Raw genomic sequence first — 13,067 nt, 5'->3', positions numbered from 1 at the left:
GCCCTTAAAGTTTCGTTGCGGTACCGAGCATTGCGTAGTGCTCGTACGACTTCATCTGTCTTGCGATCTGCGAGATCTTGCTGGCGTAATTCGGGTCGGTGGCGTACCCGGCCTTTTGCAACTCTTGCACGAACTGTTCTGGTTTATCGGCGGCCTTCACTGCATCTTGATAGCGCGAATTGTTCTGCAGCAGGCTGACCAGGTCGTGGAAGCTGTCCTGGTAGGAATCGTAGGAGCGGAACGCCGCCGTCTCCTTGACGAACTGGCCATCGCGGAACTCGCTGGTGATCGCCCGCGCCTCGCCACCTTCCCAGTTGCCGGTTGCCTTGATGCCGAACAGGTTGTGGCTGCTGCTGCCATCGGTGTTGCGCATGACCGACTTGCCCCAGCCGGTTTCCAGGGCGGCCTGTGCCACCAGGTAGCGTGGGTCGATACCGATGCGCTTGGCCGCCTGCTCGGCCATCGGCAGCATGGTGGCGACGAACTCGTCACTGTCGGCAAAGGCCTTTTTCGGTGCCAGCGGCGGCTGAGCCACGGCGCGTCCGAGGATGCGTAGGCCGTTGTCCGGCACGGCAAAGGCCTTGGCCACCTGCTGGCCGTCACGGGCCGGCACGGCTGCGGTATTGGTGCTGGCCGCCGACGGCACGATGCCGGCCATCAGGCGGTCGGTGAGCTTGCTCGGCAGCGCCAGGCGTCGCGAATTGAGCGCGGCGACGTCGTTGCGGGTGGCGGTCGACTGGGCGGCATGCACGGGCTCGGCCACCTTGTTGCCCCACAGCGTCGGGGCATTGCCCTCGATGCGCGGAAACGGGCTGGTGTTGGCCGGCGTGCCCTTGTTCTTCGACAGCTGGCGCACCAGTACGTCCTGCAGCCCGATACCGCCGCCTTCGCGGGACATGCTCACGGCCAGCTGCTGGTCGTACATGTCGCGGTACTGCTTCACCGTTTCGGTGTTCATCGGGTTGTCGTCGGCCAGCACGTCGCTGGCCTTGCGCGAGGCCTTGAGCATTTCGCTGATGAACAGCGACTCGAACTCCTGGGCCACCTTGCGCACGTTGGCGTCGCTGTCGCGATCGCCATGCTTGAGCGAGCTCAGGCGGTTGAGGTCGGTGTAGGCGCCGCTGTCGGCGCTGCCGGAAACCAGGCTTTTGCTGTTCATCCGCGCCGTCCTCAGATCACGATCAGGTCGGCCTGCAAGGCGCCGGCCTGTTTCAGGGCTTCGAGGATGGCCATCAGGTCGCTGGGCGCTGCGCCCACCTGGTTCACCGCACGAACGATTTCATCCAGCGTGGTGCCCGGGCCGAACTTGAACATCGGCTTGGCTTCCTGCTCGGCGTTGACCCGCGAGCGCGGCACCACGGCGGTCTGGCCATTGGAGAACGGCCCCGGCTGGCTGACGATCGGGTCTTCGGTAATGGTCACGGTCAGGCTGCCGTGGGTCACCGCGGCCGGCGACACCTTGACGTTCTGGCCGATGACGATGGTGCCGGTGCGCGAGTTGATGATGACCTTGGCGACCGCCTGGCCCGGGTCGATCTCGAGGTTCTCGAGGATCGACAGGTAGTCCACGCGCTGGCTCGGGTCCATCGGCGCAGTGACCCGTACCGAACCGCCGTCCACGGCCTGGGCCACGCCCGGACCGAGCAGGTCGTTGACCTTGTCGACGATGCGCTTGGCAGTGGTGAAGTCGGGGCGGTTGAGGTTCAGGGTCAGGCTGTTGCCCTGGTTGAAGCCGCTCGGCACTGCACGCTCGACGGTAGCACCGCCAGGGATACGACCGGCCGACGGAACGTTGACGGTGATCTTCGAACCGTCACGGCCCTCGGCATCGAAGCCGCCCACCACCAGGTTACCCTGGGCCACGGCATAGACATTGCCATCGATACCCTTGAGCGGGGTCATCAGCAGGCTGCCGCCGCGCAGGCTCTTGGAGTTACCGATCGAGGACACGGTAATGTCCACCACCTGGCCTGGCTTGGCGAACGCCGGCAGGTCGGCATGCACCGACACTGCCGCAACGTTTTTCAGCTGCACGTTGCCGGAGCCGGCCGGCACCTTGATGCCGAACTGCGACAGCATGTTGTTGAAGGTCTGCAGGGTGAACGGCGTCTGGGTGGTCTGGTCACCCGTGCCATTGAGCCCCACCACCAGGCCGTAACCGATCAGCTGGTTGGAGCGCACGCCAGAAATGCTGGCGATGTCCTTCAGGCGCTCGGCCTGGGCGCCGAAGGCACAGGACAGGAGCAGGGTTGCGGCAATCAGCTGCCTCACGTTGAACATGGTCATCCGTACTCAGAAAGGCCAAAGCGGGCTGATGAAGAAGCGGTCCAGCCACCCGGGCTGGCTGGCATCGGCGAACGAGCCGGTACCGGAATAGGTGATGCGCGCGTCGGCCACGCGAGTGGACGGCACGGTGTTGTCGGTGGCGATGTCGTCGGCGCGGATCATGCCGGCAATGCGCACCAGCTCTTCGCCGGTGTTCAGGGTCAGCCACTTCTCGCCACGCACGGCGATGATGCCGTTGGGCAGCACTTCGGCTACGGTCACGGTGATGGAACCGGTCAGGGTGTTGCCCTGAGTGGCCTTGCTGTCGCCCTTGGTGGCGCGCTCGCCGCTGTAGCCGGCCTCCAGCGACAGGTCACCACTGCCGAAAGGGTTGTTGGTGTTCGGCGTAGTGCCGAACAACGATGTCAGGCCGATGTTGGCGTTGCTGTTTTTCTGGATCTGCGAACCGGCGTTCTTGCTGGCCGATGTGCGCTCGTTGAGGGTGATGGTGATGATGTCACCCACCCGGAACGCCTTGCGGTCGCTGTACAGGTTCTGCTCGAAGCCGGCCTGGTAGATCGAACCGTTGTTGGCCGCTGCCGGCAACGGGGTGCGCGGCAGTACCGGCGCGTAGTACGGGTCGTTGGGCTTGGGCGTCGGCGCGACGCAACCTGCCAGCAACACCGCCCCCCCCAGGGCAAAAACGGACAACAGACGATTCATGACGCTTACCTCACGGGTGCAACGGAGTGACGGGGTTAGAGCTGCCTGCTTCAGAGCTGTTGAGTAACGAACGACAGCATCTGGTCAGCAGTGGAAATGACCTTGGAGTTCATCTCGTAGGCACGCTGGGTGGTGATCATGTTCACCAGCTCTTCCACGGTGCTGACGTTGGAGTTTTCCAGGGTCTGCTGCAGGGTGGTGCCAAAACCGTTCAGGCCCGGGGTGCCGACTTGTGGCGCGCCACTGGCGGCGGTTTCGAGGAACAGGTTGTCGCCAATCGCCTGCAGGCCGGCCGGGTTGATGAAGTCGGCGGTCTGGATGTTGCCGATCACCTGCGCAGCCGGGTTGCCGGCGGTGGTGATCGACACGGTGCCGTCCTGGCCGACGGTGAAGGTCTGCGCGTCGTTCGGCACGACGATGGCAGGTTCCAGGGCGAAACCGTTGGCGGTGACGATCTGGCCGTCGGAGTTCAGGTGGAAGGTACCGTCACGGGTATACGAAACGGTGCCGTCCGGCTGCAATACCTGGAAGAAACCGCGGCCGTTGACCGCCATGTCCAGCGGGTTTTCCGTGGTTTGCAGGCTGCCGGTCTGGAAGTTCTTCTGGGTGCCGACAATGCGCACACCAGTACCGACCTGCAGGCCGGAAGGCAGCTCGCTGTCCTGGGTGGACTGCGCGCCCGGCTGGCGTTTGATCTGGTACAGCAAGTCCTGGAACTCGGCGCGATCACGCTTGAAGCCGGTGGTCGAGACGTTGGCCAGGTTGTTGGAGATGACCGTCAGGTTGGTGTCCTGGGCGGACAGGCCGGTTTTAGCGACCCAAAGAGCCGGAAGCATGTAAGTTCTCCTCGTGCGCCTGTTTTACGGCACTCGTTCAAAAGTGATTAGCCGATTTGCAAAACACGCGCCATGGCTTCGTCGCCTTCCTTGGCCGCGTTCATCATCTTCACGTGCAGTTCGAATTGACGGGACAGCGCCAGCACCGAGGTCATTTCTTCCACGGCGTTGACATTGCTGCCTTCCAGGAAGCCCGACACCACCCGCACGTTGACGTCGGCGTCTGCCGGCTGGCCGTCGCGGGTATGGATCAGGCCATCCAGGCCCTTGGTCAGGCCTTTGGTATCGGGGTTGACCAGCTTGATGCGGTCGACTTCGGCCATCACGCGCGGGTCTTCCCCCATGGAGCGGATGCTGATAGTGCCGTCGGCGCCGACTTCGACCTTCTGCTCTGGCGGAATCGCAATCGGGCCGCCGTTGCCGATCACCGGCATGCCGTTGCCGGCACGCAGCACACCGAGGGCATCGATGTTCAGGCTACCGGTGCGTACGTAGGCTTCACTGCCATCGGGTGCCTGCACGGCGATAAAGCCCTTGCCGGTCACCGTCACATCCAGATCGCGGCCGGTTTCAACCATCGGACCTTCGCTGAAGTCGGTGGCCGGGCGCTCGGTCATGGCAAAGGCGCGCGACGGAAAGCTGTCACCGAACACCGGCATCGAGCGGGCCTGCTCCAGATCTCGCTGGAAACCGTTGGTGGAAATGTTCGCCAGGTTGTTGGCGTGCGCCTTCTGGGCCAGCGCATTCTGGCTCGCGCCGGTCATGGCCACGTAAAGCATCTTGTCCACAGTCATCCTCCATTGCACTGGCGGTCGTTTGCCGCTCGCCGTTGCTATGCGAGCTAGAAAGCAAGTTCCGAACCAACTTTGCGAAATCATGAAAAAGCCCGTGGATACGGGCTTTCGAGGGCCAGTCGGTGTGTTGGACGCCGGTTATCCGGCGCTTGGTTGCCGATGGCGGCAAACCTGTACCGGCCTCTTCGCGGGTGAACCCGCTCCCACAAGTACAGCGCGGCACCTGTGGAACGGTTTTACCCGCGAAAAGGCCAGTACAGGTTTATTCAAGGCTCGCGGCAACCACCATTGCTGTAGGGCCCGGCGAATTTCTTCCAGCCATCCCCCGGCGGCCATTGCGAGCAGACCAGGCGCCCATCCACCTGGCTTTCCCAGCGCCACCAGGGCGCGGTACCGGCCTGGGCCTGGTACAGGCAGAACGCAGCGACCAACGTGACAACCAGCCTTTTCATGACCCCTCCGGCAAAGACGACGAACCCCTTCATGACAAAGGGGTTCGCCCACATGCACTCAGCCAGCAAGCATCAAGCCATCTGGATGACGGTCTGCATGATGGTGCTTTCAGTGGAGATAGTCTTGGCGTTCGCCTGGTAGTTGCTCTGCGCCTTGATCAGCTCGACCAATTCCTGAGTCAGGTTCACGTTCGAGCCTTCCAGCGCGTTGGACTCGACGCTGCCCAGGGTACCTGTCTTCGGCGCATCGATGCCCGGGATGCCGGAGGTGTAGGTTTCGGTCCAGCGGGTACCACCAATCTGCTGCAGGCCCTGCTCGTTGGCGAAGCTGGCCAGGGCCACCTGGCCGATGGCGCGGGATTGCTGGTTGCTGAAGCTGGCGAACAGCACACCCGTCGAGTCGATGCTCAGGCTCGACAGGATACCGGTCGCGTAGCCGTCCTGGGACTGCGACATCCGCGCGGTCTCGGTGTTGTAGGAGGTAGTGCTGTTCATCGCCAGGCGCATGCCATCGGCATTGCCCACCGCGCCGTTGGAGATCCAGTTACCCGCAGAATCTTCCACCGCCGGCACCCAGCCGGTCATGGTGAAGGTGTTGTTGGTCACGGTGAACGACGAGCCCGCCGGGTGGCCGGTATTGTCCGCAGTCATGCTCTTGACCGAGCCATCGCTGTTGAAGCTGATGGTGCCAGTCAGCGGCACAGTGGAGGATGGGGAAAACGGGTTGCGCCCATCGACCAGGGTGTACATGGTCCACTCATTGGTGCCAGTCTTGCGATAGAACTGCTCCATGGTGTGCTCGTTACCCTGGCTGTCGTACACCTTGGTCGGGAAAGACTTGGTGTAAGTCGTCTGATCGGAAGGATCGAACGGCAGGTTCGGCACCATCACGCCAGTGCCATCGTCCACTTCCAGCGGGATGTCGGCGGCCGAAGAATTCAGGTTGATGCCCTGGTCGATCAGCGATGTTGCCTTTGGCTGCAGCGCCGACGTATCGATCTGCAGATCGGTCAGCACGCCCTTCTGGATCTTGCCAGTCGAGTCGGCGGCATAGCCCTGCAGGCGCAGGCCGTCCGAGGTAACCACGAAATTGTCCTTGCTGGCCTGGAAAGCACCCGCACGGGTGTACACGCGCGAGCCGTTATCGGACAGCACGAAGAAGCCCTGCCCCTGGATCCCCATATCCAGCACGTTGCCGGTGGTGTTGACGTCACCCTGGGTGAACTGCTGGGAAACCGCTGCCAGGCGCACGCCGTTACCCACCTGGTTCTTGCCAACACCCAGGCGGTTGGAACCTGCATAGACATCGGCGAACTCGGCACGCGACGACTTGAAGCCATTGGTGTTGACGTTGGCGATGTTGTTGCCGGTGACATCCAGTTGCTTGTTTGCTGCGTACAGACCGCTAAGGCCGATATTGAAAGACATGAATTCGCTCCTTTTGCCGCTCTAGCGGGCCTTAGATACCGATGGTTTGCACGTCGGAGAGGGACACTTTGCCAACACCGGCGAGGTTGAGCACCATTTCGCCGGCGGCACTGAAACTGACGCTGGTCACCTTGGCTGGCAACAGCGTGTTCATCTGCACCGACTTGCCATCCACCGTGGTGGTAGCAGTGAAGGTGTAAGTACCAGGGTCGACTTTCTCGCCACTGCTGTTGGTACCGTCCCAGATGAAATCGGCGTAACCGGCTTTCTGCTCGCCCAGCTCGATGGTCTTGACGGTATTGCCGTCCTTGTCCTTGATGGTGATCTTCGCTTCGCCGATGGCTTGCGGCACGACGAACTGCGCATTGAAGCTTTCTGCGGTGTCGACCACGGCCTTGTCGTTCTGCACTACCACCGAACGCCCGACCAGCGAGGACGCCTGCAGGGCCTGGGACGAGGCCATGGCGCTGGTGATGGAGTTGACCGATTCGTTCAGCGAGGTAATGCCTTCCAGGCTGCTGAACTGCGCCAACTGGGCAACGAACTCACCGTTGTCCTGTGGGTCCAGCGGGTTCTGGTGCTGCATCTGGGTGACCAGCAATTGCAGGAACGCGTCCTTGCCGAGCGAGTCGTTGCCGGTCTTGGATGCGGTGTCCGTGGTCTTCTTGGTGCTGGTGCCTACACCCGACGCCGCGAGCACGTCGTTGAGGTTCACACCGTTGGTATCGATTGCCATGGTCTGGTTTCCTTATCACTGACCGAGGGCCAGGACCTTCTGCATCATGGCCTTGGCCGTATTCATCAGCTCGGCGTTGGTCTGGAACGCGCGGCTGGCGGAGATCATGTCAGCCATCTCTTCAACCACGTTGACGTTCGGGTAGTAGACGTAGCCGTCTTTGTTCGCCGCCGGGTGGTTGGGCTCGTAACGGGCCTCCAGATTGCTCTGGTCCTCGACGATGCCTTTTACCTGCACGCCCTGCCCTGCCTCGCCCTGGTCTTCGAACAGCGACTGGCTGCCGCCGGCCTGTGCGTCCTGGAAGGTGGTGGCGAACACCGGGTGGCGAGCGCGGTAGGTCTGGTCGATGCTCGAGGACACGGTCTCGGCGTTGGCGATGTTGGAAGCAACGGTGTTCAGGCGCGTGTTCTGCGCACTCATGCCGCTACCGGCAATGTTGAAGACACTGGAAAGGGACATGATCATTCTCCCCGCAGGGCCGAAACCAGCCCTTTGAATTTACTGTTGAGCAAGGTGAAGCTGGCCTGGAAGCCGACGGCGTTTTCGGTGTAGTTCGATTGCTCGATCTGCGCGTCCACGGTGTTCTGGTCGATCGACGGCTGCGTTGGCGTGCGGTACTTGAGGGTATCGTCGGCCATGGCCAAGCCCTCGGCCTCGATATGGCGGCTGTTGGTACGATCGAGGCTGAAACGGCCGCCACTCTGCTGCTTGTCGCTTTCGGCAGCGAGCACCGAGGCGAAGTCCATGTCGCGCGCCTTGTAGTTGGGCGTGTCGGCGTTGGCGATGTTGTTGGCCAGCACTTCGGCGCGCTGGGCGCGGAAGCCCAGGGCCTTTTCGTGAATACCAAGCGCCTTGTCGAAGCTGATGCTCATGTCGGGGAAACCTTCAGAGGTTGACCGGAATATCGTTGGGCAAGGTTTAGCAAGGGCTGTGCCAACCAACAGAAAGCCCGGAAATACGGGCTTGCAGGGCAAGGTGCTGTCAGAGTGATGCCAGAAAAGCGGCAAAGGCCTTCCGCCTTCGGGCGCGAAAGCGGCAATTGCCGGGCGGCAGAAGCGGCAAAACAAAAAATTGACGTCAGCATTTCTCCTGCGCCGGCCTCTTCGCGGGTAAACCCGCTCCCACCGGGTTCTGCACAGCTTTCAAGGTCGGCGCGGTACCTGTGGGAGCGGGTTTACCCGCGAAGAGGCCGGCACAGGCAAACAAAAAGGCCGGCAACTTTCGCTGCCGGCCCTCTTGGTTACTTCGCCTGGTAAATGATCCCCGGGCTGCACTGCACCATCTGGTAATGGTCCGGCAGCCCGTTCAGCGCCTCGGAAGCCCCGAGGAACAGATACCCACCCGGCTTCAAGGTACTGTGGATACGCAACAGAATGTCCTTCTTCACCTGCGCCGAAAAATAGATCAGCACGTTACGGCAGAACACCACATCGAACTTGCCCAGGCTGGCATAGCTGTCGAGCAGGTTGAACGAGCGGAACTCGACGCGGCTGCGAATCGCCGGCTTGACCGCCCAGCGCCCCGGCCCCTTGGTATCGAAGTAGCGCTGCAGGCGCTCCTGGGACAAGCCTCGGGCAATCGCCAGGCTGTCGTACTCGCCGGTCTTGCAGTTGGTCAGCATGGTGCCGGACAGGTCGGTGGCAACGATCTGCGCGCCCATCTTCAACTGGCCGAGGTTGCTACGCTCGAACTCGTCGATGGCCATCGAGATGGAATACGGTTCCTGCCCCGACGAACAGGCCGCCGACCACATGCGCAGGCGCTGGCCGGGGTTGTTGCGGATGAACTCGGGGATGACCTTGTTCTTCAGCACCTCGAACGGGTAGGTATCGCGAAACCACAGGGTCTCGTTGGTGGTCATGGCATCGACCACCTGCTCGCGCAAACCGCCGCGCGGCTGGGCCTGGATGCGCTGCACCAGCTCGCCCAGGCTCTTGATGCCCTGTTGCTCCATCAGCTTGTTGAGACGGCTGGAGACCAGGTACTGCTTATTCTCGCCCAGCAGGATGCCACAGGCTTTCTCCAGGAAGACCCGGAACTGTTCGAAATCCAAATTACCCGTAGACACTACTGCCGCCTCTTTTAAATCACTGGTGCCGGGGGCCTGCCCCCGGCTGCTTCAATGCGTTGCCTTGATCCGGTCGACCACCCGCTGGGCCAGGTCGTCCGGCTTGAACTTGGCCAGGAAGTCATCGGCACCGACCTTCTTGACCATCGCCTGGTTGAACACCCCGGAAAGCGAAGTATGCAGGCAGATGTGCAATTTTTGCATGCGCGGATCGCTGCGGATCTCTGCCGTTAGCGTATAGCCGTCCATTTCCGGCATTTCAATGTCCGAGATCATCATCAGGAACTCTTCTTCCGGCTTCTTGCCCTCATCCACCAGCTGGCGCAGGTAGTTCAGGGCCTGACGGCCGTCATTGAGCGCCACCACCTCGACCCCCACCGTCTGCAGGCAGCGGCTGACCTGCTTGCGCGCCACCGACGAATCGTCGACGGTGAGCACCCGCAGCAGCACGGCCTTGTCCTGCACCTCGGCATCGATCACCCCGGCCGACACCGACTCGGACGACGGCGCCACTTCGGCCAGCACCTTCTCCACATCGATGATCTCGACCATGCGGTTGTCCACCCGGGTGACCGCGGTCAGGTAGTGGTCGCGGCCGGTGCCCTTGGGTGGCGGATGGATCTCTTCCCAGTTCATGTTGACGATGCGCTCCACCGAATGCACCAGGAAGCCTTGGGTCTTGGTGTTGTACTCGGTGATGATCACGAAACTGTTGCGCGTGTCTTCCTGCAGCGGCCGCAACCCGGTGGCCATCGACAGGTCGAGGATCGGGATGGTCGCCCCGCGAATATTAGCAACACCACGCACCACCGGGTGCGCCTTGGGCAGCAGGGTCAGCGCAGGGCATTGCAGCACTTCCCTGACCTTGAATACGTTGATGCCGTAAAGCTGCTCGCCATTGAGGCGGAACAGCAGCAATTCCAGGCGATTCTGCCCCACCAGCTGCGTGCGCTGGTTGACCGAATCCATAACACCTGCCATGCCAGACTCCTTTATGTTTCAGCCTTTCGTTGCAACTCAGGTAGCGAGTCGGCACGGGCTTTGCTTTTTTGAGCGCCATGTACACGAAAACGACATTTTTCCGACGATTGACGCGCCTGCTGACTGGCTCGCTGGCCATGCTGTGCCTTCTGGTGCCCGGCGTTCGCACGGTAGCGGACGCGTTTACCTTGCCTGAACAGCTTATCGGTGTCACTCAAGGGTTTCTTGAATTCAGCGTCGAAGATTATCTGGCCACCACCCAGACCGCCGGCCGTTACGAGATCCAGGTCAACCCGCTGGATCCGCGCCTGCGTATGCCGCTGTGCAGCCAGCAGCTGGACGCCTCGCTGGAAAGCCCGGCTCAGCCGCTGGGCCGCGTCACGGTGAAGGTACGCTGCGAAGGCTCAGCGCCCTGGACCGTGTTCGTGCCGGCCACCGTGCGGCTGTTCCGCGATGTGGTGGTGGTGACCCGGCCGCTCAAGCGCGACAACGTGGTGGGCGAAGGCGATGTGGCCCTGCGCGAGCGGGATGTCGGCACCCTGGGCCAAGGCTTCCTGACCGAACTGGAACAGGCGGTAGGCATGAAGATGCTGCGCCCCACGGTGATCGACCAGGTACTCACCCCGCAACACCTGGAACAGGCCGAGGTGGTGCGCAAGGGTGACCACGTGGTGATCATCGCCCGCAGTGGCAGCCTGAGTGTACGCATGCCCGGCGAAGCCCTGAGCAAGGGTGGCCTGAGCGAACAGATCCGGGTGCGCAACCTCAATTCCAAACGGGTGATCAAGGCCAGGGTGACCGGCCCTGGGCAGGTCGAGGTAAGTATGTAGCCAGCCCACTGATTTGCGCTGGCGGTGAGGAACCGCTTTTCCTAAACTGTGTCAGAAAACGGGTTCGCGAGCTTGCTGACAGGCGGCTATGCATTTGTGCCTAAAGTTTCTTTCGGGTTGGCCGAAAACAAGGCAAGCGTCCAAATACCCAGAGGTTTCTGATCATGGTCATCGACTTCAGTCGTTTGAATAACTCTCCGTCCGTCACGGGCGGCGTGCGCGGCAACACCGCGAACGGCAGCGCCGAAAAACCGGCAGCCAGCCAGGAAGCGGCAACCGCCACCAGCGCCAGCGGAGAAGCGGTACACCTCAGCCAAGAGGCCCAGCAGTTGCAGAAGATCAGCGACAAGCTGCGCGACGAGCCGGTGGTCAACAGTGCCCGTGTGGCCCAGTTGAAACAGGCGATCGCCGACGGCAGCTACCAGGTCGATGCCGGCCGGGTCGCCAGCAAACTGCTCGATTTCGAAGCCCAGCGCTGACCGTTCGGCGCGCTGACTTCACGGACGCTAGAAAAGCCAAGAGTTAGCCATGCACGACACCACCTTGCTGCAACTGATCGAAGATGACATTGCCCCTATGCAGGAGCTGCTGGACCTTCTGCAAAAGGAAGCGATCGCCCTGCATGGCCGCGACATGGCGCCACTGGAGAATATCCTGGCCCGCAAGCAGTCTTTGATCGTGCTGCTGGAGCAGCAAGGCCTGCGGCGCAACAACCTGCTTGCCAGCCTTGGCCTGAGCCCTGATCGCGCCGGAGTGGAGGCCGTGGCGGCACAATCGCCGAACGGTGAACTGCTGCTGCAGCAACTCGATGTGATCAGCCAGCTGATGCAAGCCTGCCAGCAGCTCAACGAGACCAATGGCCGGATCATCCAGGTGCAGCAGCACGTCACCAACAACCAGATCCGGATCCTCATGGGCGGCGATTCTCCGTCGCTCTACGACAGCCGCGGCAGCACCTCGCCGCTGGCCAAGCCACGGGCGCTCAGCCAAGTGTGATTTTTTCTATCAAGGCACGGAACATACTGGCAAAATGCCGTTAATTGCGTGTGTCGCTTTTGCCTGGAGAACGATAAGCCGTGTTCAATGAATCCGATGCCCCGCAGCCGCCAAAGGTGCTGAACACCCCTTTGGAGATTGCGGCCAACTTGCGGCAGCTGCAGGAAAGCCACGACCCCCTGATCATCACCTTCCACGACCGCAGCCAGCGCTTCCAGAGCTACGTGGTGCACGTGGACCGTGAAAGCAATACCCTGGCGCTGGACGAAATGATCCCGCGCGACGGTGAGAAGTTCATCGAGAACGGCGAACACTTCCGCGTCGAAGGCTTCCACGATGGCGTGCGCATCGCCTGGGACTGCAACCACGAGTTGAAGATCAGCGAAGTCGACGGCCACCGCTGCTACCGCGGCGCCATGCCTCTGGAGATGACCTACCACCAGCGCCGCAATGCCTTCCGCGCCGCGCTGAAGCTGTCGCAGCTGGTCGATATCATCCTCGATGGCACCCACCTCAAGGGCAACGGCGCCCTGCGTGGCAAGCTGCTGGACATCTCCGCCACCGGCTGCAAACTGCGCTTCGAAGGCAATGTCGAGGATCGCCTGCAACTGGGCCAGGTGTACGAGCGTTTCAAGGCGGGGAACCCGCTGGGCCTGGTCGACACCATGGTCGAGCTGCGCCACCTGCATTATGAAGAGCGGATCAACACCACCTTTGCCGGCGTGCGCTTCCATAACCTTACCGGGCAGGCGCAGCGCAAGGTCGAGAGCTTCGTGTACCAGTTGCAGCGTGAAGCGCGGCGGTTCGACAAGGACGACTATTGATCGTCGGCTGAATGAAAAAACGCCACCTATCAAGGTGGCGTTTTCATTTGTGATTCTCCTGTGCCGGCCTCTTCGCGGGCACGCCCGCTCTCATAGGAGCTTCACATAACTCATTGAATTAGCAGGGATTCTGT

At 61.8% G+C, this 13,067-nt stretch carries 16 protein-coding genes; 4 read left to right on the top strand and 12 right to left on the bottom strand.

Features of this window, described 5'->3' with window-relative positions; all coding sequences use genetic code 11:
• Positions 1-4: 4 nt before the first annotated feature.
• The 12 genes from flgJ to RR51_RS03870 all read right to left on the bottom strand — a co-directional run bounded on the left by flgJ (position 5) and on the right by RR51_RS03870 (position 10,283).
• Positions 5-1,159, bottom strand: a complete 1,155-nt coding sequence (gene flgJ / locus RR51_RS03925) for a flagellar assembly peptidoglycan hydrolase FlgJ (RefSeq protein ID WP_039612680.1) — start codon at positions 1,157-1,159, stop codon at positions 5-7.
• Positions 1,160-1,170: 11 nt separating this feature from the next.
• Positions 1,171-2,280 carry a flagellar basal body P-ring protein FlgI gene (locus RR51_RS03920; RefSeq protein WP_015271237.1) on the bottom strand — a complete coding sequence of 370 codons (1,110 nt, stop codon included), beginning with the start codon at positions 2,278-2,280 and terminating at the stop codon, positions 1,171-1,173.
• Positions 2,281-2,292: 12 nt separating this feature from the next.
• Positions 2,293-2,988 carry a flagellar basal body L-ring protein FlgH gene (flgH, locus tag RR51_RS03915; RefSeq protein WP_015271238.1) on the bottom strand — a complete coding sequence of 232 codons (696 nt, stop codon included), beginning with the start codon at positions 2,986-2,988 and terminating at the stop codon, positions 2,293-2,295.
• A 50-nt stretch (positions 2,989-3,038) separates the two neighbouring features.
• Entirely contained in the window at positions 3,039-3,824 is a 786-nt protein-coding gene (gene flgG, locus RR51_RS03910; protein ID WP_015271239.1) for a flagellar basal-body rod protein FlgG, read from the bottom strand.
• 47 nt (positions 3,825-3,871) lie between these two features.
• Positions 3,872-4,612 carry a flagellar basal body rod protein FlgF gene (locus tag RR51_RS03905; protein ID WP_015271240.1) on the bottom strand — a complete coding sequence of 247 codons (741 nt, stop codon included), beginning with the start codon at positions 4,610-4,612 and terminating at the stop codon, positions 3,872-3,874.
• 272 nt (positions 4,613-4,884) lie between these two features.
• The gene (locus tag RR51_RS03900; RefSeq protein ID WP_039612679.1) at positions 4,885-5,070 is read right to left on the bottom strand and encodes a hypothetical protein; all 186 of its coding nucleotides are present in this window, start codon (positions 5,068-5,070) and stop codon (positions 4,885-4,887) included.
• Positions 5,071-5,142: 72 nt separating this feature from the next.
• Positions 5,143-6,498 (bottom strand): flagellar hook protein FlgE, encoded by a 1,356-nt coding sequence (flgE, locus tag RR51_RS03895; protein WP_015271242.1) that lies wholly within the window; start codon positions 6,496-6,498, stop codon positions 5,143-5,145.
• A gap of 31 nt (positions 6,499-6,529) precedes the next feature.
• Entirely contained in the window at positions 6,530-7,234 is a 705-nt protein-coding gene (flgD, locus tag RR51_RS03890; protein ID WP_003257261.1) for a flagellar hook assembly protein FlgD, read from the bottom strand.
• 15 nt (positions 7,235-7,249) lie between these two features.
• Positions 7,250-7,693 carry a flagellar basal body rod protein FlgC gene (gene flgC, locus RR51_RS03885; protein ID WP_039612678.1) on the bottom strand — a complete coding sequence of 148 codons (444 nt, stop codon included), beginning with the start codon at positions 7,691-7,693 and terminating at the stop codon, positions 7,250-7,252.
• A gap of 2 nt (positions 7,694-7,695) precedes the next feature.
• A complete protein-coding gene (gene flgB, locus RR51_RS03880; RefSeq protein WP_015271243.1) occupies positions 7,696-8,106 on the bottom strand; it encodes a flagellar basal body rod protein FlgB in 411 nt (136 codons plus the stop codon).
• Between the two features lie 368 nt (positions 8,107-8,474).
• Positions 8,475-9,302: a protein-glutamate O-methyltransferase CheR gene (cheR, locus tag RR51_RS03875; RefSeq protein WP_015271244.1), complete on the bottom strand. Its 828-nt coding sequence runs from the start codon at positions 9,300-9,302 to the stop codon at positions 8,475-8,477.
• A gap of 51 nt (positions 9,303-9,353) precedes the next feature.
• Positions 9,354-10,283 carry a chemotaxis protein CheV gene (locus RR51_RS03870; RefSeq protein WP_039612677.1) on the bottom strand — a complete coding sequence of 310 codons (930 nt, stop codon included), beginning with the start codon at positions 10,281-10,283 and terminating at the stop codon, positions 9,354-9,356.
• 77 nt (positions 10,284-10,360) lie between these two features.
• Between RR51_RS03870 and flgA the strand changes: the two genes are divergently transcribed.
• From flgA to RR51_RS03850, 4 genes are all read left to right on the top strand, one after another.
• Positions 10,361-11,113, top strand: coding sequence for a flagellar basal body P-ring formation chaperone FlgA (flgA, locus tag RR51_RS03865; RefSeq protein WP_015271246.1), 753 nt, complete (start codon positions 10,361-10,363; stop codon positions 11,111-11,113).
• Between the two features lie 164 nt (positions 11,114-11,277).
• Positions 11,278-11,592 carry a flagellar biosynthesis anti-sigma factor FlgM gene (gene flgM / locus RR51_RS03860; RefSeq protein ID WP_025340104.1) on the top strand — a complete coding sequence of 105 codons (315 nt, stop codon included), beginning with the start codon at positions 11,278-11,280 and terminating at the stop codon, positions 11,590-11,592.
• A gap of 49 nt (positions 11,593-11,641) precedes the next feature.
• A complete protein-coding gene (locus RR51_RS03855) occupies positions 11,642-12,109 on the top strand; it encodes a flagella synthesis protein FlgN (protein WP_039612676.1) in 468 nt (155 codons plus the stop codon).
• 80 nt (positions 12,110-12,189) lie between these two features.
• Positions 12,190-12,933 (top strand): flagellar brake protein, encoded by a 744-nt coding sequence (locus tag RR51_RS03850; RefSeq protein WP_003257255.1) that lies wholly within the window; start codon positions 12,190-12,192, stop codon positions 12,931-12,933.
• The last annotated feature ends 134 nt before the right edge of the window (positions 12,934-13,067 follow it).

Source organism: Pseudomonas sp. C5pp (assembly GCF_000814065.1).
GTDB lineage: Bacteria > Pseudomonadota > Gammaproteobacteria > Pseudomonadales > Pseudomonadaceae > Aquipseudomonas > Aquipseudomonas asiatica.
The sequence above is the reverse complement of the archived record's forward strand: the minus strand, read 5'-3'. Positions and strand labels throughout refer to the sequence as shown.